This is a genomic window from Sphingomonas sp. URHD0057 (assembly GCF_000620665.1).
In the GTDB taxonomy this organism is placed as follows: Bacteria; Pseudomonadota; Alphaproteobacteria; order Sphingomonadales; family Sphingomonadaceae; genus Sphingomicrobium.
In genome coordinates this window covers 997,587-1,016,599 of sequence record NZ_KK211162.1, presented here as the reverse complement: position 1 = coordinate 1,016,599, position 19,013 = coordinate 997,587, and the positions used below count along the sequence as shown (strand labels likewise).

The following is a 19,013-nucleotide window of genomic DNA, read 5'->3' as shown; positions in this document are numbered from 1 at the left end:
TTTCCCATCTGTTCTCATCCCCTCTTGCGGCCAATGACACGATGGTCGTGACCGCGACGTTGCCACATTACAGTTACGTAATGCCGCCGCAATGATTTGCCGCCCAGAGAGAAACTGTCAACTGACTGGATAAAGGATCTAACCCCTTGAATCCCATGAAGCACCGGTCAACCCGGCTATTTCTGCAGTGAATCAAGCGTCGGCGAGGGATCCCAGCGCATCGCGCAAGGGCCCTAGCCACTCCGCATAGGGCGTCCACGTTCCGATGCCCTTGCGATTGAGCGGCTGCTGGACCTGTTCGACGCTGGGTGTCCGGACGATGCGATCGGATTCGTAGAACTTCAGCAGCGCCGGATCCCATTCGAGGCCGAGATAATCGAGCGCGCCGCGCAAGATCGGTTCCGGGCTCTCGATAAGTTCTTCGTATCGGATGGAGTGGACGAGGCGGGGCGCGACCGAATTGAGGTGATCCATCATGCGTACCATGTCGAGGTAGGCGCAGCCGATGTGCCGCAGCGAGAATGACGACGAGTGGGCGCGCGAGAAATAATGCATATAGTTCGAGACGCAGCAGTCCATGGCGTTGCGGCGGATCTCGATGAAGCGTGCCTGGGGGAGAATGCGCCAAATGAACGGCACTTCGCTCCAGTTCATGGGCATCTTGTCGACGAAATAGCGCGGACGTCCTGTCCAATGCAGCGAAGCGCGGTGCATATAATCCTGCCCGTAGGCTCGCGCTTCCTGGGGACTCATCGCCAGCACCATTTGCGGGACGGTCGTGGGCCTTCGCCGAGTGTGAATTTCCAGGGCGCTGCGGACCAGCGCGCGCACGTAAGGGAGCTCACCGACGGCTTCGATGTCCGGATGCTGGTCGAGCATCTGCTCGAGCAATGTCGACCCGGCGCGGGGCAAGCTGATCAGGAACACCGGCGTCGGTTCGTCGCGCGGCGCCGGCCGTTCACGGCGTTCGAAGAACTCCCGGTCGAATAGCCGGCCGATCTCATCCACCTCGGCGCTCAGGTCTTCGGGAACGTAATTGATCGTTTCTGCGCGCAGTCGGTTGCCGGTTTCGAAATGCTCGAAAGCGCCCTGATACTCCTTGCGATCGTGAAGGGCTCGGCCGAGCGCGAAATGAAGCGGAATGACGTTTCGTTCGTCGATCGCAAGCTTCAACGCGCTTTTCATGATCTCGATGTCTTCGTCGGTGAGGACCTTCGTTTTGATATTGGCGAGCGCCCACCACACATCGCCGTGTTCAGGATCGATCGCGGTCGCCCGGCGGTAAGCCGCAATGGCTTCCTCGTTGCGGCCGGCCCAGCGAAGACTGTTCCCATATCCGAGCCAGACCCGGGGGTGGTCGGGATGCTTCGCCACCAGGTCTTCATGTTCGCGGATCGCTTCGGCGTTGCGTCCGAGCTTATCGAGGATCAGCGCCTTTGCACCGCGGAGTCCCACGTCGGGAGTTTGGTCCTGAAGCACGCTCAGAGCGCTCAACGCCTCTGGCAAACGCTCCTGGTGGTGCATGACGGAGGCGAGCTCGCGTTGGACTTCGAGTGAGCTGCCGCCAACCGCGATCGCTTGCCGAAGGAACTGCTCGGCTTGAACCAGCGCGCCCATCTTGAACGCGATCGAGCCGAGAAGAGCAACCCCGCGCGGTTCGTTCCGATTTTCCCGCAAATGCTGGATCACGATCGCCGAAGCCATTTCCAGACGGCCCTCTTCGATCGCCTTCTCCGCCTGGCGCAGGCGAGGGTATGCGGAAATGCCGGTCATCGAGCGCGATCGGCATAGCCGAGGATCGCGCGCAACCCCGGCGCCGCATATTCGATCATTTGCTGGTGCTTGGCGGGAAGGGTGTCGGGGAGCTTGGTCCGGATGCCGGTCAGGTTCTCGCGCGCCGTTCCGCTTTGGCGTCGGTCTGCTCCGACCAGGACGCGCTCTTTCCAATTGGCCGGCACGGGGGAAATGCCGCACGCCTCGAACAGTGCGGCAAAGTAAGACTCGGCCTGGTTCGTTTCGAGTGCCTGCACGTGCTCGATAAGGTCTTCATAACGCACCACAAAAACATCCGACCCGAGCCAGGCGACGACATTCAGCTCGTACATGTGGTTCAGGGACGGAACGACGGTGCGAATTCCAAAGATCATCAGCGTCAGGAGATCATCGACGTGGATGCGGCCGTCCTTGAGATGCTCAAGCTCGCCCTGGAACTCATCGGAGAGATAGAATCGCGCACGCGACAAGACCCATTCGTGGGGGTCGCGGTAAAGCAGGATCTTGCGCACGTCGGCGAGCTCAATCGCCGGGCCGTCGGTGAAAAACAGATGCCCGAAGCTCATGTAGTTGCGGGCGGAGTCGAAGGCGTCGAGATGTTGCCGGATGTTCGGCCACTGGATGAATTGTTCGCGATATTGCTGCTCGACGGGCACGAACATCCGCAGGATGTTTCGAAGAAGGTGGCTGCCGCTCTTCGGAATGCTGTTGAGGAACAAGGGTTGCCGCAAGGGCTCGGGAGCGAAGCGGACGGTGTCGGCGTCCAGCGTATCCGGCTTCACCCTGATGACGGCTTGCATGGCCACGGTTGGAGTTCGCTTACAAGAAACGGGGGGCGGCAGAATAGGGCCGCCCCCCGTAAAACCAAGCCGTAAGGCCTAGAATTTCCTGCTCACACTGACGAACATCCGCCTTCCAAGGAAGTCGTATTGCGACGTCGCGACGACCGGGCCGATGGTAGCGGGGAGGCCGACGGCGCCTGTCGTCGGGCCGACCAGGCTCACCCGCGGCGGCTTCTTGTCGAAGACGTTCCTCATGCCGACCGTGAACTCGAAGTCCTTGCCGAACTCCTTGGTGATCGACGCATTGTGATACCACGCCGACGGCACTTTCACGTCCACGCAAATGTGGCCTCGAAGCGGGATCGTCGTCGGGTCGCCGTTGATGTCCGCAGCGAAATTGTCGACGCACAGGCTGCCGCCGTTATTGTCCCGGAATTCCTTCTCGTTGCTCGCTCCGCTGAAGACCTCACTTCCCCAGAACAGCGACCAGCCGCCCGGCACTCGCCAGGTCACCCTGAAGTCCCCGACAAATCTCCTCGTCCCCGTGCGCGTCTGGCCGACCGCGTCGATGACCCCGAGGAGGTCCTCGGGCTGCTCGGGGAACAGAGAGAATTGCTGCTTGAGCGTCCAGCTCATGTTTGCCAGCAGGCTTATCTGGCCAGCTCCGGGGATATTGTGCTGGACCAGTCCGGTCACATCGATGCCCTTGGTCTTCTGGTCCGCAATGTTGATGTACCTGTCGTGGATCGCGAGGATCTGACCCGGGTCGGGTGAGCCAGTACCAGCGCGCGTGAAGAGCCCACAGAACGAATTCGGGAACTCCGCACTCTGATAGCATTGGTTCAGGATCGTTGATGCGCCGAGCTGCGAGACTTCGCCTTTGACGTCGATGTCGAAATAATCGACGGCGACGCTGAAACGGGTGTCGGGCAGGAAGGAGAAGCTCGGAGTCAGGATGACGCTCGCGGTCTTCGCCTTGGACGTTTCCGGATCGAGGTTGCCGATGCCGCCTTGGCCGAAGACGGTCGCGCTGACCGTGCCTCCTCCGTAATTTCCGGGATTGGGCACGCCAAGCGCCGTTAGCTCAGTGAGGCATCGATCATGCTGCGCCTGGCCGATGTTGTGGGCCGCGAGGTTTGCCGTGACCCGTACGCAAGGGTCGATACGAGAGGTAGTGACGAAGCTTGTCTCGTTCGCCTTGAACTCTTCGAACAAGGCCGGCGCCCGGAACGACGTCCCATAGGTCCCGCGGAACCGCAGCCATTTGTTGACCGCCCAATTGCCTCCGATCTTGTAGGTCCAGTTCCCGGTGTCCTTGTCGGTTATCCCAGAGTCTCGCTGGACGGCGGTGACGTTGGTGATGCGCGCCGCGCCGGACAATGTCAGGCTGCGGAAGAACGGGACGTCCTTCAGGATCGGGATTTCGATTTCCCCGAACGCTTCCTTCGTAATGCTGTGGCCCGCGGTAATCCCGCCCGAGCTGACCCCCCACGCATTGCTGTGGAACTGATCGCACGGATATAAGGGCTGGGCAAAGAAATGCTTGGTGCAACGCGGATCGGTCAGCGGGATCGTTGGATCGTAATTGGGGTTGGGCGAGAAGGTGATGTCGCCCGGTGTATCGACGATCGAGTCACGCCGCACCGTCACGCCCAAGGCCAGTCCGACGGGGCCTGCGCCGGTCGGCATGTCGAACAAATGCCCGTTGACGGACGCTTCGCCGCTCAGCTGCTTGTAGATGGTTTTGCCGGTCTCCCAATCGAACATATAGTCGATCTGTTCGGGGGTCATCTGGCCGGCGAGGAAGAATGGATCCGTCCACGGTAGATCCATGCACTGCTTGCCCGAAAACGGGAGGGTCCTCCCGACGCACGACGCGGTTTGGGAATAGGAGGCGTCGTAGACGTCCTGAAGGAACTGCTCGGTCTTATAGAGCCCCTTGTTATGGCTGTATTGGACGTAAGCGTCATACGCCCAGCCCTTAAAGAGGCCGCCGAGATCGCCGCGAAGCCCGCCGACACCGCGCCAGTAATCGACCTTCTGCCCGGCATCGGCGTGATTGGTGATCGTCAGCGGGCTGAGCAGGTTGGGGCCGTGCCAACCCTGGCCCCACGGGTTGTCCGGATAAACGTCTTCGCCGTAGCCGTAGGTCCACAGCTGGCGCCAGCCGTTCTGGTACGTCTTCCTGCGATTGCCGAGGAACTCGGCATAGCCTTCGATCGCGTCGGCGAATTCGTAGGATGCGTCGGCGTACACGGTGTAGCGGGTGGTTGGCGGAATGATCGACTGCTGGCCAACGAACGGGTGGAAGGCGTTCTGCACCGCAAGGGATGCGCTGTCATAGCCGGTCGGGAACCAACCCGGTGGCGATGAGAATCCTAGCGATGGGTCGATCGGTGGCAAACCAAGATTCTCGCCCGGATACTGATATTGCAGCAGGGTGTACCCCGGACCAGCGGCGTACCGGCCGGTGGTGGTGTAAAGCTGGCCGGTGCTCTCATAGGTCCAAACGTGGCCCCACCGCAGGTCCTCGCAGTGCGGTTTCCCGGTCCTTGGGTCGATCAGGTCGGCGCGCTGGTTATGGCTCTCGTCGGTGAAAACGAAGGCTTCCGGGCAACCGAGATAGGGAAGGTCGCCGCGCTGCAGCTCGTTCTGTCGGTAGTAATCGACGGCGACCATGACGTGGCCGCGATCGAACTTCTTCCCCCATGTCGCGGAGATTTGATACTGACTCCCCGAGCCGCTGATCGGAACCGAGGAATTTGCATCGAGCTGGATGCCGTTCGTGTCGGTCTTGGTGATGATGTTGACCACGCCGGCCACGGCGTCCGAGCCGTAAATCGACGAAGCGCCGGTCTTGAGGATGTCGATGCGGCTGATGATCGATTGCGGAAGCACGTTGAGGTCGAAGGACGACACGCCGCCGCGGGTTCCGGCGGGGCCGGCGCGGCGGCCGTTCAGGAGCACCAGGGTACGGTTGGGCCCAAGGCCGCGAAGGTCGATGGTCTGGGCGCCTGGGCCGCCGTTCGTAACCAGGTTCGACGAAATCGCCGCGGTGACCTGCGCAGATCCGGCGGCGATCGGTGACGATTGCAGCGTGTCCGCGGTATCCAGCTTGCCTTCCCGCCGCGCGAGCGAGGGGTCGATCGAGGCGACCGGGTCCGAGCTCGTAAACTCGGGCTGCCGGATGCGCGTGCCGGTGACGACGATCTGGTTGCGGTCTTCGCTCGCGGCCGTGTTCGCGCCGCTCGAACCGACCGTCGGATTGGCCGGCAGACTCTGCTGAGCCTGTCGCTGGTCGGCGGTCGGAGGCGTTGTCGCCGCCGGAGCGGGCGGCTGATCGGCGGTTTGGGCCAAAGCCGGTGAAGAAAGGAGGATGGCGGTGGCCGACACGCTGACCAGAAGCCCGGCGCGTGCGGGTGCAGCCCGACGCTCTGTTGTTCCCATTGCTCGTCCCCTCTGGACCGGTCCAGGCAAGAGACCGGTACTCGATCGCAATGATTTGCCTCCCGAAGGGGAACTGTCAATCGACGGGAGAGCACGAAAGTGAATCAAGCATGAACTGTGACGTTTTTGCCGACTCAGTCGTGTTGCGGGGCGAGCGCTTCCGGCGGATCCTTTGGCGCGCGCGGCTCTCGCTTCTGTCACGTAGATTGACGCCATTGGCGCTTCGCCCTTAAGCGGCTGGCGATGCTGTCGAATTCGTCAAAAAGTAATGCTCGCGAAGTGGGACCGGAAAGCCAATCGAGGGAAGCTGCTGAGCGGGCCCGCGCGGCAGTTGCGGCCGCGCCGCGCGATGAGTCAGCCGCCGAGCGGCTCCGCGAAGTCGTGCAGCAATACCAACGGGATTTCCCCAACTCCAAGCCGGAAGCGACGCCGACCGCGCCGGAAATCGTCGAGGCGCGGCGATTGATTGACGAGAACGAGCTGGAGGAAGCGGAAATCCTCCTGCGGAAGCACCTCGCGATTATCCGCAACGATCCTCCGGCCATGCATATGATGGCCGAGATTGCCGCTTATTGCGGGCTTCGCGCCGATAGCGACCGAATCCTCGATCATTCCTCTCGCCTTCATGTCGATGATCCGGATGCGCTTGTCGATCTCGCCGCGACGCTTCGCCGAATTGCGGTTCACGAAGACATTCCGGAGCTGATTTACAAGGCGGCGGCAGTGTTTGACCGGGCGCTGGAGATCGAACCCGCTCACGAGCGCGGTCTGGCGCTCAAGGCCGAAATGATGATGCAGACGCGCGGCCTCGACCAGGCTCACGCGGCCTGTCGCAAGCTCGTCTCGCTGCAGTCGCAGGTCGCGGCATATTGGATCGGATACGGGTATCTGCTGAAAACGCTCGGCGAGGCGGGCGAGGGGGTGGCGGCGATCCGGACGGCGCTTGCGCTCGATCCCGGCAACGGATCAGGGTGGTGGACCCTGGCCGACCTCAAGAATGTCGCTTTGTTCGAAAGCGATATCGCCCAGATGGAGGCGGCGCTCGAGCGTGACGATCTGCCCGACGGGCAACGGGTTCCGCTTCATTTCGCGCTTGCCAAGGCGCTGGATTCGGCGGGCGAGTTCGAGCGCGCCATCGAGCATATCGAACTCGGCAGTGAAATCCGCGGCAAGACCGAGAAGCCGAAATCGAAATCCATCATCGGGAGGTCCGCCTTCATCCGCGAGACTTTCACGCAGCAATTCTTCGATGAGCGGCAAGGGTGGGGTGACCAGCGCAGCGGCCCGATCTTTATCGTCGGGATGCATCGTGCCGGCTCAACCCTGGTCGAGCAGATCCTTTCCAGCCATTCGCAGATCGAGGGCAGCGAAGAGCTTTTCATCATCAACACCTTCTCGAACGAGCTGGCGTTGAGTCATCCGGATCAAAATTATGGCGACACGCTGAGAGCCCTCGAGAATGAAGATTTCAAGTTGTTCGGCCAACGCTATTTCGAGATATCATCGCGATCCCGGCGGACGCGGCGCCCGTTCCTGACCGACAAATATCCCGGGAACTGGAAGTTTATCGGCCTGATCCATTGCATGCTGCCGAACGCGAGGATCATCGACGTCCGGCGCAATCCCATGGACTGCTGCTTCGCAAACTACTTCCGCTATTATGGCTCCGCGGCAGACCATAGTTTCAGCCAGAGTGGCATGGGGCGATATTATGCCGACTATGTCGCGGCGATGCGTCATTTCGATGAGGTTTTGCCCGGCCGCGTTCATCGCCTGATCCATGACGATCTAGTCGACGATCTCGAGGGGGAGGTGCGCCGGCTCCTGAACTATGTCGGGGTTCCGTTCGACGAGGCATGCCTGCGTTTTTATGAAACCGAGCGTGCCGTGCACACGCCGAGCTCCGAACAGGTTCGGCGGCCCATCAATCGCGCCGGCTTCGGCAAGTGGCGCAACTATGAGCCGTGGCTCGGCGACCTCAAGGGAGCGCTGGGAGAGACGCTGGGCAATTGGCGGGAGTAGAAGTGTCGTATAGCCGACACCTCTTCATGTGGCATTAATGTTACATGGTTCGAGCAATCTGCGAACGGCGGCAGATTTAGTTTTTTTTTAGAGCCTCAGTCGGTCAGTAAGCCCCTTCGTTTTCTAGCCAATCTGAGGGGATGGCCGAGCCATGCGCGCCTTTAATTCACTGCTTCTTTCTTCGATCTCCATTGTCGCACTGACCGCTTCGCCGGCATTTGCGCAGACTCCAGCTCCGGTCGATACGACCCCCGAGAAGACGCAAGAGGGCGAGGCCACTCCGCCGTCGAGCGGGCCGACCAACGCCACAGGCCAGGCGGTAGCTCAGACGCCGCCGGCCGCAAGCGGCGGCGCGATCGTCGTCACCGGATCGCGCATCCGCCGCAATAACTTCAACACACCCCAGAACATCGACGTTTTGACGCGCGACGATCAGGTCTTGGCGGGCACTCGTTCGGTGGCCGACACGTTGCAATCAAGCAGCGTTACGTCCGGCACGTCGCAGGTCAGCGGGAGCTTCCTTGGCTTCTTGTCCGACAACGGAACGGGTGCGAACACGGTCGGTCTTCGCGGCCTTGGCTCGTCGCGTACCCTCGTTCTGCTCAACGGCCGCCGGCTTTCGCCGGCCGGCGTCGGCGAACAGCTCATCGCGGCCGATCTCAACACGCTGCCGACGGCTGTCGTTCAGCGCATCGAAATCCTTCGCGAGGGCGCGTCCTCGATCTACGGTTCGGACGCGATCGCGGGCGTCATCAACGTCGTCACGGACACGTCAATCAACGGTATCACGCTCGACGGTTTCGCGGATAATCCGCTGATCGGCGCTGGCCAGACGCTGCGCGGTTCAATTACCGCCGGCAAGACCTTCGCCCGCGGCCACATCATGGCTTCGTTCGAATATAAGCAGGACCAGGGTCTGGACTTCGGCGATCGTAAGGATACCCGCTGCGCGCGTGAATTGGCCTTCGTCAATGGCCACGAGGTTGGCCAGACCCGGCCACACGAGCCTGGCACACTGCGTTGCTATTCACTCGGGCCTGGTCCCACCCTCGGCACTCCGGCGGGTTACGGCTTGGGATCGTGGTGGCGTCAGAACCTCACCGGCCCGGCACCAGGACCGGCCCGAGTCTCCTTCGCCGATTACTGGACCGGCCATCCCGACATTTTTGGTGTTCCGGTCGCGGTTGCGAAGAATCAGTTCGATTTCAACGATCGCCCGGATACCAACTACAACATTCTGGACAACACGTTCCTGACGCCGCTCAAGACGTACACGGGCTATGTGAACGGCTCCTATGAGTTGGGGGCGCTGGGCGATGCCGAACTGTATGGCGAAGGCTTGTTCGTCCGCCGTACGTCGCATCAGTATTCGACGGACCGTCTGGACTGGCTAGGCAGCGCCAGCGGCGGAAGCGCGCTGACGGTTCAAAGGTATGGTCCCGACTTTTTCCCGGGCGATCAGTACTACGTCCATAGCCCGATATATGCGTCGCAGGTTTCGCCCTTCTACCCGATTGCCTGGAATAACGCTGGGCTGATAGCAACCAATCCGCTCTATGCGCCAAACTTCGTACCGCAGAATAAGCAGAAGGTAGATTTCTGGCGCGCCAATGGCGGCATTCGCGGCAACCTGGGTCTTGGCGACTGGCGTTATGATGCCAACGTGCAATTGTCGCACACAAAAGGGCGCGACGACCGTCAGGTTTCGACCACTGACGCGGTCACGAACGTCCTGAACGCAGTGGTGGCTCCCTCGGGCACGCCCGCGGACTTCATCACGACCGCGCTTCCCGGTCAGTATCTGGCAGGTCAGTCGTTCACGTGCGCGAGCAACGTCACGAACGGCGCATACAATGGCGGTACCTGTCAGCCGCTCAATATCTTCGACCCGAACGTTTTCCTCAATGGCGCGATCACCCCTCAGCAGATCGCCTATCTCTACCCATGGCTGAATTACACCAAGACGACGTACAAGCAGGAAACCTTCGCTCTCAACTTCGATGGTACCCTGTTCGCCCTGCCCGGCGGCGACGTAAAGAGCGCCGTCGGCTTCGAATATCGCGGCGACCATATCGACGATCAGCCCGGCGCCGAACGCTCGGCTGGCGACATTTACCGCTATGGCACGGCTGCGCGGACGAAGGGCTCGGACAACGTCAAGGAAGCTTACGCCGAAATCGACCTGCCGTTCTTCCGGGATCGGCCGTTCCTAAACCTACTCGAGCTCGACGCTTCGGGCCGCTACACCGACTATAAATCGTACGGCACGGGATGGACCTATCACCTCGGTGCGCAATGGGCGCCGGTGGCGGCGGTTCGGTTCCGCGGCAACTACGGCACCAACTTCCGCGCGCCGAACCTCTACGAGCAGTTTGTTGCGTCCCAGATCGGCTTCCAGCCTAACTCTCTCGATCCCTGCGACCTGTTTCCGCAGAAATCTGCACCTGGCCAAGCGCTCTATGACCACTGCCTGTCCGAACTGACGGCGGCGTTTAACGGCAACCAGGCTAAAGCGCTCAACTATGGTGGGCAAGGCGGCGGGTTCCAAGTGGAAACGACGGGCGGAGCAGGCGTCGTCAAGGCGGAAACCGCCAGGACCTGGGGCGGCGGCGTAGTCTTGACCGTGCCGAAGCGGATCGCCGATTTCTCGCTCGCGGTCGATTTGTGGAACATCAATGTGAAGGGCGAAGTCTCAGTGCTAGGCGCCCAAAACATCCTGTTGTTCTGCTTGGATACGGATACCTATGGCGGGTCCTACCCCGACAACCCCTATTGTGCGCTTGCGGGAGCGCGTTACACGGTCGCCAATGCGCCGACCCCGAACGCAGTCGGCAACCTCGTCCTACTCAAAAACCCCTATCTCAATATCGCGTCGCAAAAAGCGAGGGGCATCGACTTCGACGCGCGTTACGCTGCACGCTTCTTCGGCGGTCAATTTTCGACGCAGTTGCAGGCAACCCGGATGTTGAAACAGTCGATCGTCAACTTCCCCGGTGGTCAAGTTAACGACTTCAACGGAACGCTGGGTTATCCTGGTGCCGGCGCCGGCCCGAAGTGGAGCGGCTCGCTCGACACACGGTTCAAGACCGGCGGCTTCACCTTCCGTTGGGGCGTGAACTTCATTGGCAAGATGAGTTCGCAACAGTTCGCAACCGCCGCTTACCGACAAGACGACGGTACTGTCTGTCCGCTGGGCGCTGGGCCGGGTTGCTTCCTTGTCGACTACGACTTCAAGGTGCCCAACTATTTCGAGCACAGCGTGTCGGCCCAATATCTGTGGCGTGACATTGGTGAGTTCACGATTGGCGTGAACAACCTGTTCGACAAGGATCCGCCGACGATCAGCAACGATAACGTGAATCCATACGGGCGTTTCGGCAACTTCTTTGCCAATTCCGGGTATGACTATCGTGGCCGCTCGATATTCGTGAACGTGACGCGCACGTTCAAGTAAGTAGAGCCGTTTGGTGACTTCAGAAGGGCGGGAGCAATCCCGCCCTTCTTTTTTGCCGTCACCCAGGCGTCGAATTAGCGCTTTGGCGCGCGCCGGTTCTTAAGCTATTTCACTCGCTTATGGGGCGGGGAGATCGATTGGCGTGAACGGGAACGCGGCTGCCGTTTATGTCACCATCGCCCTGGCAGTCCTGTGGCTCGCCATCGCGGTTGGCCTGTCGATCCTTGCCGCGCGCCGGCTCAAGCTCGCCCAGAGCGTCTTGGCTGCCGCTCGTTCGAATGCGACCTTGCTCGAGCTGACCCCGGCACGGCCGATGCTCGTTCGCGCCGATGCGCGGATCGAGATCGACTCGCAGCTAGTTCGCGAGCTCGGGCTGCGCACCAAGCCGTCACGGCTCGGCGAGCTGCTCGGCAACGACCACGGTATCGCCGCCGACGATCTCGCCGCATTGACCGACGACCTCGAGGCCGCACGCGTCTCGGCCGGGAGGATCTCCCGCAAGGTCCGGACGGCGGGATCGGGACGGATGTTCGAAATCCGCGGCGGTCCGGCCCCGGCGCCCGAACCCGCCGGGACCATGCTGTTGTGGTTCTTCGACACCAGCGCGAGCGAGGAAGAAAAAGCCAAAATCGCACTACGCCTGAGGCAAACCGAAGGCGCGCTCAATTCGTTGACCCAGCTGATTGAGGCGGCACCGTTTCCCATGTGGTACCGCGGTCCCGACCTTCGCCTGGGCCTGGTCAACAGTGCGTTCGTCGGGGCGGTCGAGGGCAAGGACGCCGGGCAAGTGATCGACCAGGGCCTGGAGCTGATCGACGCTGCCGGCGACGACAGCCCCGCGGCAAGCGCCCGCACGGCGGTCGAAACCGGGCGGGTCCAGTCGCGGATGCAGCCGGCGATCATTCGCGGCGAGCGGCGGATGCTGAAGATCGTCAACGTGCCGCTGCCGACCGGCGCCGTGGCCGGTTTCGCGGTCGACGTCCAGGACCTCGAAGACGCGCAGACCGAGCTCACGCGCTACATCGAGTCCCAGCGCGAGCTCGCCGATCGCATGACCGCGGGCACCGCCCAATTCGACGGCGACCGGACGCTGAGCTTCTTCAATCGCCCGTTCGCAGTAATGACCCAGCTCGACCCCGAGTGGCTGGCAGAGCAACCCGAGTTCGACCGCCTGATCGACCGCATGCGCGACAATCATCGCTTGCCCGAGACCCGCGACTTCCCGGCGTGGAAGGACGAGCGCCGCAACTGGTTCACCAGCGCCGAGGAAGTCATCGAAGAGGAATGGATGCTGCCCGACGGCGACCATATCCGGATCGTCGCCCAGCCGCTTCCGGACGGGGGGCTCCGCCTGTTCTTCGAGGATCGCACCGAGCAGCTGCGGCTTGCTTCGGCGCGCGATACTTTGCTTCGGGTGCGGGCCGCGACCTTCGACAACCTGTATGAGGCGATCAGCGTGTTCGCCAGCGATGGGCGGCTGTACCTGTGGAACCGCCGCTTCTGTGACAATTGGGAGCTCGACGAGGAATGGCTCTCGGAGCACCCGCGGGTCGACGAACTGGTGCCGGCAATGGCGCCCAAGCTCGTCAATCCGACCGCGGCGGCGCAGATCCGCGAGATGGTGCGGCAGGCCACCAATGACCGCCAGTCCGCCAATGGCCGCATCGCCATGACCGACGGCCGCAACTTCCAGTTCGCCGCCGTCCCGCTACCCGACGGCAATGCGCTGTTCACCATGGTCGACGTCACCGATTCCAGCCGGATCGAGGCGGCGCTGCGCGAGCGCGCCGCGGCACTCGAAGCGGCGGACCGGATCAAGACCGACTTCGTCGCCAACATGAGCTACGAGCTGAGGACCCCGCTGACCTCGATTGGCGGGTTCGCCGAGCTGCTCGAGGGCGGCTACGCCGGAAAGCTCAGCGCCAAGGGGCAGGATTATGTCTCGGCGATCGTCGAATCCGTCGAGCGGTTGTCGAAGCTGATCAACGATGTGCTCGACCTGACGACCGGCGACAGCCGCGGCGTCGCGCTGGAGCGCGAACGGGTCGATATCGGCGGCCTGTGCCGGGCCGCGGTCCAGACCGCCCAGGCGCGCGCGGCGGAAAAGGCGCAAAAGCTGGAGGCGGACATTTCGCCCGACGCCGGGTTCGTGTTCGGCGACGCCCGGCGCATCCGGGAATCGGTCGAGCACGTGCTCCAGAACGCCATCGCCTACACCGACCGCAAAGGGCGGATCGCGCTCAAGGCGAGCGGCGATGAGACCGAGGCGGTGATCGAGATCAGCGACAACGGCATGGGGATCGCGGCCAAGGACGTCCCGCGCGTGTTCAACCGGTTCGACCGCGTCGTCGAGGAGGGCGTTCGAGGCGAGGCCGCGCTCGGGCTCGGCCTGCCGCTGACGCGCCAGTTCATCGAAGCCCACGGCGGCACGGTCGACCTCCAGTCGAAAAAAGGGAAAGGCACGACCGTCACCATCACGGTCCCGCGCGACGCGAAATGATCCTCCAGGATGAAGCCGCAGCCGCGCGTCTGGGCGCAGCCCTTGCGCAGGCGGCGAAGCCGGGCGACGTGATCACGCTCTCGGGGCCGCTCGGTGTCGGCAAGACGGCGCTCGCGAGGGGGGTCATCGCCGCGCTCGGACATGACGGAGAAGTGCCGAGCCCCAGCTTCTCGATCGTTCAGCCTTACGAGGACCTGGACCCTCCGGTGTGGCACGTCGACCTGTACCGGATCGAAAATCCGTCCGAGATCGAGGAATTGGGCCTCGATTCCGCCGCGGACGCGATCCTGCTGGTCGAATGGCCCGAGCGAGCGGGCGCGGGAATCTGGCCCGACGCGCTCCGCTTGTCGCTCGAGTTCGGGCAGAATGGCGACAGAAACTTGACAGCCCAAGTGCCCCCGGCATGGGTGGGACGATGGCCTCCACGATGACTCCGCCTGCCCATGCTCCTGAATTCCTTGCCTCTTGCGGGTGGAAGGGGGCCGACGTCCTGCCGCTTGCGGGCGATGCGTCGTTCCGCCGCTATTTTCGCGTCGTCCAGGGGGATCGCAGCGCGGTCCTGATGGACGCCCCGCCGCCGCACGAGGATCCGCGGCCGTTCGTGGCGATCGCCGAGTGGCTGGCCTCGGTCGGCTTGAGCGCGCCCGAAATCATCGCCCGCGACCTCGACAAGGGGTTGCTCCTGCTCGGCGATTTCGGCGACTGGCGGCTGCGCGAATGGCTCGACGACAATCCGGACGGGGAGCGCGAGCTCTATGAGGTGGCGACCGACGTCCTCATCCACCTCCATCAGCACCGGCCCATGCCCGGCCTTCCGGTTCACGGCCTCGACCAATGGCTCGAGGAGGTGAAGCTGTTCACCGATTGGTATTGCCCGGCGGTTGGGCTCGAGATCGATGCGGCGGGCTATCGCGAGGCGTGGACGCGTGCGCTGAGTCCGGTCGCGGGCGATGGGATGAGTCCCGTCACGGTGCTGCGAGACTATCACGCCGAGAACATCATGCTGGTGGCCGGGCGCGGCGGCGTCGAGCATTTCGGCCTGCTCGATTTCCAGGACGCACTGTCGGGTCACCCGGCCTACGACCTCGCGTCGGTGCTGGAGGATGCGCGGCGCGACGTTCCTGCGGCGATCGAGCGCGCGATGATCGACCGCTACATCGCCGCGACCGGCCACGGTGAGGCCTTCGAGCGGGCCTATTGGGCGCTTGCCGCCCAGCGCAACACGCGCATTCTCGGCGTCTTCACCCGCCTGTGGAAGCGCGACAACAAACCGCACTACCGGCAATTCCAGCCGCGGATGTGGGGCTTGCTCGAACGCGACTTGGAACAACCGGGGCTGGAGCCGGTGCGCGACTGGTTCGACGCCAACGTCCCGGCGCGATATCGGCGCGATCCCTGGCGAGAGGCCGCATGAGCGAGGCCCGGCGAGCCCTTCGGCTCCGGGCGGAAGTGCCGGCGGAGGTGCCCCATACCGCGATGATCATGGCCGCCGGGCTGGGCAAGCGGATGCGTCCGCTGACCGCGACCCGGCCCAAGCCGCTGATCGAAGTCGGCGGCAAGGCGCTGCTCGACCATGTGCTCGAAAAGCTGCGGCTGGCGGGTGTGCGCAAGGTCGTCGTCAACGTCCACTATCTGGCCGACGCGCTCGAAGCGCATCTGGCCAGCCGAGCGCACGGCCTCGAGGTTGTGATCTCCGACGAGCGCGAGCTGCTGCTGGAGACCGGCGGCGGGCTAGTCCAAGCGGCTCCGCTGATCGATTGCGACCCGTTCCTGGCCTTGAACAGCGACAATCTGTGGGTCGACGGCCCGGCTGACACGCTGAAGCTGCTGGCGTCGCACTGGGACGATGCGAAGATGGATGCGCTGCTTCTGCTGGTTCCGCTGGCGCGGGCGCTCAACCACAAGGGCATTGGCGACTTTCACATGACGCGCACCGGCCGGCTGCGCCGGCGCCAGCGCAGTCACGTCGCGCCGTTCGTTTTCACCGGCATCCAGATGCTTTCGAAGCGCGTGCTGCGCGATGCACCGGACGGGCCGTTCTCGACCAACATCCTGTGGGACCGGGCGATCGAGGAGGGACGATGCTTCGGCGCCGTCCATCAGGGGCTGTGGTTTGACGTCGGGACGCCACAATCGATCGAGCTGACGGAAACGGCATTGCAGAATGTCTGACCGCGTCGCGGTCTTCACCATCCCGTCACATCGTTCGTTCGCCGACGCGCTTGCCGCCGGGCTGATCCAGCGCTTCGGGAAGGATCCGCTCGGCCTCGCCGGCGGCCGGATCCTGCTGCCCAACAATCGCGCCGTGAGAGCGCTGACGGAGGCTTTCGTTCGCGCGAGCGGCAGCGGCCTCCTGTTGCCGCGGCTGATCCCCGTCGGCGACCCGGAGCTCGATGAGCGGATCGGCGGCGCGCTCGATCGGATCGACGAAGGGGCGCCGGTGCCGCCGTCGATCGAACCGCTGGAACGACTGCTGAGACTGGGATCGACGATCAAGGGCGAAGGCAGCGCCAACGCCGTCCGCCTCGCCACCGACCTGGCGCGCGCGCTCGATGCGCTGCTGATCGAGAAGGTCGAGCCAACCCGGCTGCGCGAAGCCATCGCCGAGAGCGACGAAGTGGCGGGCCATTGGCGCAAATCGCTGGAGAAGCTTCAGCTGATCTACGAGGTGTGGCCGCAGCTGCTGAGCGACGCCGGCGCGATCGACCTTGCCGAGCGCCGCAACCGGCAGCTCGAGCGGGTCGCCGAGCGCTGGAGGTGCGATCCGCCGAGCGGATTCACCGTCGCCGCCGGGATCACGACCGCCGCTCCGGCGGTCGCGAACCTCGTCGCGCGCGTCGCCCGCATGCCCGAGGGAATGGTGGTGATTCCCGGCCTGTGGCTCGCGAATCTGATGCCGGACGAGGAGTGGGACGCGCTTGGGCCCGACGAGCGTGGCCACGGCGAGGAAACCCATCCGCAATTCCATCTCAAGCTGCTGCTCGACCGGATGGGCGTTGCGCGGGGCGAAGTGCGGCAATGGCGATCGACCGGCGGCGCCGCCTCGTCGCCGACGCGGGCCCGGGCGGTTGCAAATGCCATGGCGTCACCCGACTATTCGCACAAATGGGGGAGCCTGGGGCCGAGCGCACGCCGCCTGACCGGCGTGCGGCTCGCAACCCTGCCGCATGCCGCCGGAGAGGCTCAGGCGATCGCGCTGGCGCTGCGCGAGGCGCTCGAAACGCCAGGCAAGACGGCGGCGCTGGTCACGCCCGACCGGCAGCTGGCGTCGCGAGTCTCCGCGCTTCTCGCGCGGTGGGGAATCGAAGCGGACGACAGCGCGGGCCGCCCGCTTTCGAAAACCGCGCCCGGAACCCTGCTGCTTGGAGTGGCTTCGGCGGCCGCGGAAAACCTTGCGCCGGTCACGCTCCTGGCGCTGGCCAAGCATCCGCTGGTCGGCGGGGAGGGCGAGGAGCGCCTCGCCTGGCTCGACGCCGTGCGGGCGGTTGACCTCAAGCTGCGCGGGCCGCGCCCCGCCGCAGGGCTTGCCGGGCTCGACGGCAAGCTTGAGGAGGTGCGCGAGTGGCGGACGGTTCGGCCGCGCTTCGTCGCGGTCGACGAATTGCTCAAGGAGCCGATGTCGCTGGCGCAGTTCAGCGGTGGGCTGGGCGCCGCCGTTCAAGCCGTCGCCGGCGATTCCGCCTGGCGCGGGCCGGCCGGGCGCATGGCCGCGGAATTGCTGTCCGAGATCGAGGCATCGCCGGCGGCCGCGGAGCTGATCGTCACCGCTGACGATGCAGTGCCGCTGCTCCGCGACCTGCTCGATGCGCGCGCGGTCCGCCCCCCCTACGGCGGTCATCCCCGCGTCTTCATCTGGGGCCTTCTCGAAGCGCGGCTGCAGCGGACCGACCTGATGGTTCTCGGCGGCTTGAACGAGGGCACCTGGCCGCCGCTTGCCGCGCCGGACCCTTGGCTCGCGCCCAAGGTCCGCGCCAAGCTCAATCTCCCGGGGCTGGAGTTTCGGATCGGCCTCGCCGCGCATGATTTCGCGAGCGCGCTGGGCGCGCCCGAGGTGCTCATCACCCGATCCAGGCGCGACGGCCGCTCGCCCACGGTGGCGTCGCGCCTGTTGATGCGGCTTGACGCACTGAGTGGCGGCCTGCCGCGCGATGTCCGGCTCGAGCGGATGGCACAGGCACTCGACGACCCAGGGTCGTCCACGCCCGCTGCCCGTCCGCAGCCGTCGCCGCCGCCCGAGCAGCGGCCCGACCGCATCTCGGTGACGCAGGTCGACCGGCTCAAATCCGACCCCTTCGCCTTTTATGCTCAATCCATCCTTAAGCTGCGCCGGATCGATCCGGTCGATGCCGATTATTCCGCGGCGTGGAAGGGCATTGCGGTCCATGCCGCGATGCAGGAATGGCTCGACCAGGACGACTGCAACCCGGCCAAGCTGCGATGGCGGGCCGAGGCCTTGCTGCAGGATCAGGGCATCCATCCGATGTTGCGGGCCTTGTGGGCGCCCCGGCTGCTCGAAGCGATCGACTGGATAGCCGAGCTGGAGCGGGAGAACCGGGCGACTGGCCGGCGCCCGCTCAAGGCCGAGGCGGCAGGCGAGGCAGCGGTTGCCGGCGTGATAGTTCACGGCCGGGCCGACCGCATCGACCGGCTCGCCGACGGCGGACTTGCGATAATCGACTACAAGACCGGCGCCCCGCCGACGCAAAAAGCGGTCGACGCCGGGTTCGCGCTCCAGCTTGGCTTGCTCGGCCTGATCGGGCGCGCCGGCGGGTTCGAAGGCGTCAGCGGCGATCCGACCGCGTTCGAATATTGGTCGCTTGCGCGCTACCGCGGCCGGTTCGGGCGGCTGATGGCGCCCGACAAGGACATGGCGCCCGGCGAGTTCCTCGCCCATGCCCACGCGAACTTTGCCGATGCCGTGCAGAAATGGCTGACGGGCGCCGAACCGTTCACGGCCAAGCTCAACCCGGCTTACGCACCCTATGGGGACTATGATCAATTGATGCGGCTCGAAGAATGGTACGGCCGCTCATGA

General features: G+C 64.0%; 10 protein-coding genes. 7 read left to right on the top strand and 3 right to left on the bottom strand.

What is annotated here, in order from left to right; genetic code table 11:
* Positions 1-192 precede the first annotated feature (192 nt).
* The 3 genes from N539_RS17285 to N539_RS17280 form a co-directional block, all read right to left on the bottom strand.
* On the bottom strand, positions 193-1,773 hold the full coding sequence (locus N539_RS17285) for a tetratricopeptide repeat-containing sulfotransferase family protein (RefSeq protein WP_051531835.1): 1,581 nt from the start codon (positions 1,771-1,773) through the stop codon (positions 193-195).
* Complete coding sequence (locus N539_RS0113995) at positions 1,770-2,579, bottom strand: hypothetical protein (protein ID WP_231463079.1); 810 nt, start codon at positions 2,577-2,579, stop codon at positions 1,770-1,772. The genes N539_RS17285 and N539_RS0113995 overlap by 4 nt, the downstream gene beginning before the upstream one ends.
* Before the next feature lie 72 nt (positions 2,580-2,651).
* Positions 2,652-6,002 carry a TonB-dependent receptor domain-containing protein gene (locus N539_RS17280; RefSeq protein WP_197018429.1) on the bottom strand — a complete coding sequence of 1,117 codons (3,351 nt, stop codon included), beginning with the start codon at positions 6,000-6,002 and terminating at the stop codon, positions 2,652-2,654.
* A gap of 279 nt (positions 6,003-6,281) precedes the next feature.
* Here N539_RS17280 and N539_RS17275 point away from each other — a divergent pair, with 279 nt between their 5' ends.
* The 7 genes from N539_RS17275 (at position 6,282) to N539_RS0113955 (ending at position 19,013) form a co-directional block, all read left to right on the top strand.
* A complete protein-coding gene (locus N539_RS17275) occupies positions 6,282-8,024 on the top strand; it encodes a tetratricopeptide repeat-containing sulfotransferase family protein (protein WP_197018428.1) in 1,743 nt (580 codons plus the stop codon).
* 151 nt (positions 8,025-8,175) lie between these two features.
* Complete coding sequence (locus N539_RS0113980; protein ID WP_028970765.1) at positions 8,176-11,478, top strand: TonB-dependent receptor domain-containing protein; 3,303 nt, start codon at positions 8,176-8,178, stop codon at positions 11,476-11,478.
* A gap of 142 nt (positions 11,479-11,620) precedes the next feature.
* Positions 11,621-13,978 carry a sensor histidine kinase gene (locus tag N539_RS17270; protein ID WP_037552798.1) on the top strand — a complete coding sequence of 786 codons (2,358 nt, stop codon included), beginning with the start codon at positions 11,621-11,623 and terminating at the stop codon, positions 13,976-13,978.
* Positions 13,975-14,409: a tRNA (adenosine(37)-N6)-threonylcarbamoyltransferase complex ATPase subunit type 1 TsaE gene (gene tsaE, locus N539_RS0113970; RefSeq protein ID WP_028970764.1), complete on the top strand. Its 435-nt coding sequence runs from the start codon at positions 13,975-13,977 to the stop codon at positions 14,407-14,409. The genes N539_RS17270 and tsaE overlap by 4 nt, the downstream gene beginning before the upstream one ends.
* Positions 14,406-15,392: an aminoglycoside phosphotransferase family protein gene (locus N539_RS0113965; protein WP_028970763.1), complete on the top strand. Its 987-nt coding sequence runs from the start codon at positions 14,406-14,408 to the stop codon at positions 15,390-15,392. The genes tsaE and N539_RS0113965 overlap by 4 nt, the downstream gene beginning before the upstream one ends.
* Positions 15,389-16,150, top strand: a complete 762-nt coding sequence (locus N539_RS0113960) for a nucleotidyltransferase family protein (protein WP_028970762.1) — start codon at positions 15,389-15,391, stop codon at positions 16,148-16,150. Before N539_RS0113965 ends, N539_RS0113960 begins: the two co-directional genes overlap by 4 nt.
* The gene (locus N539_RS0113955; RefSeq protein ID WP_028970761.1) at positions 16,143-19,013 is read left to right on the top strand and encodes a PD-(D/E)XK nuclease family protein; all 2,871 of its coding nucleotides are present in this window, start codon (positions 16,143-16,145) and stop codon (positions 19,011-19,013) included. The genes N539_RS0113960 and N539_RS0113955 overlap by 8 nt, the downstream gene beginning before the upstream one ends.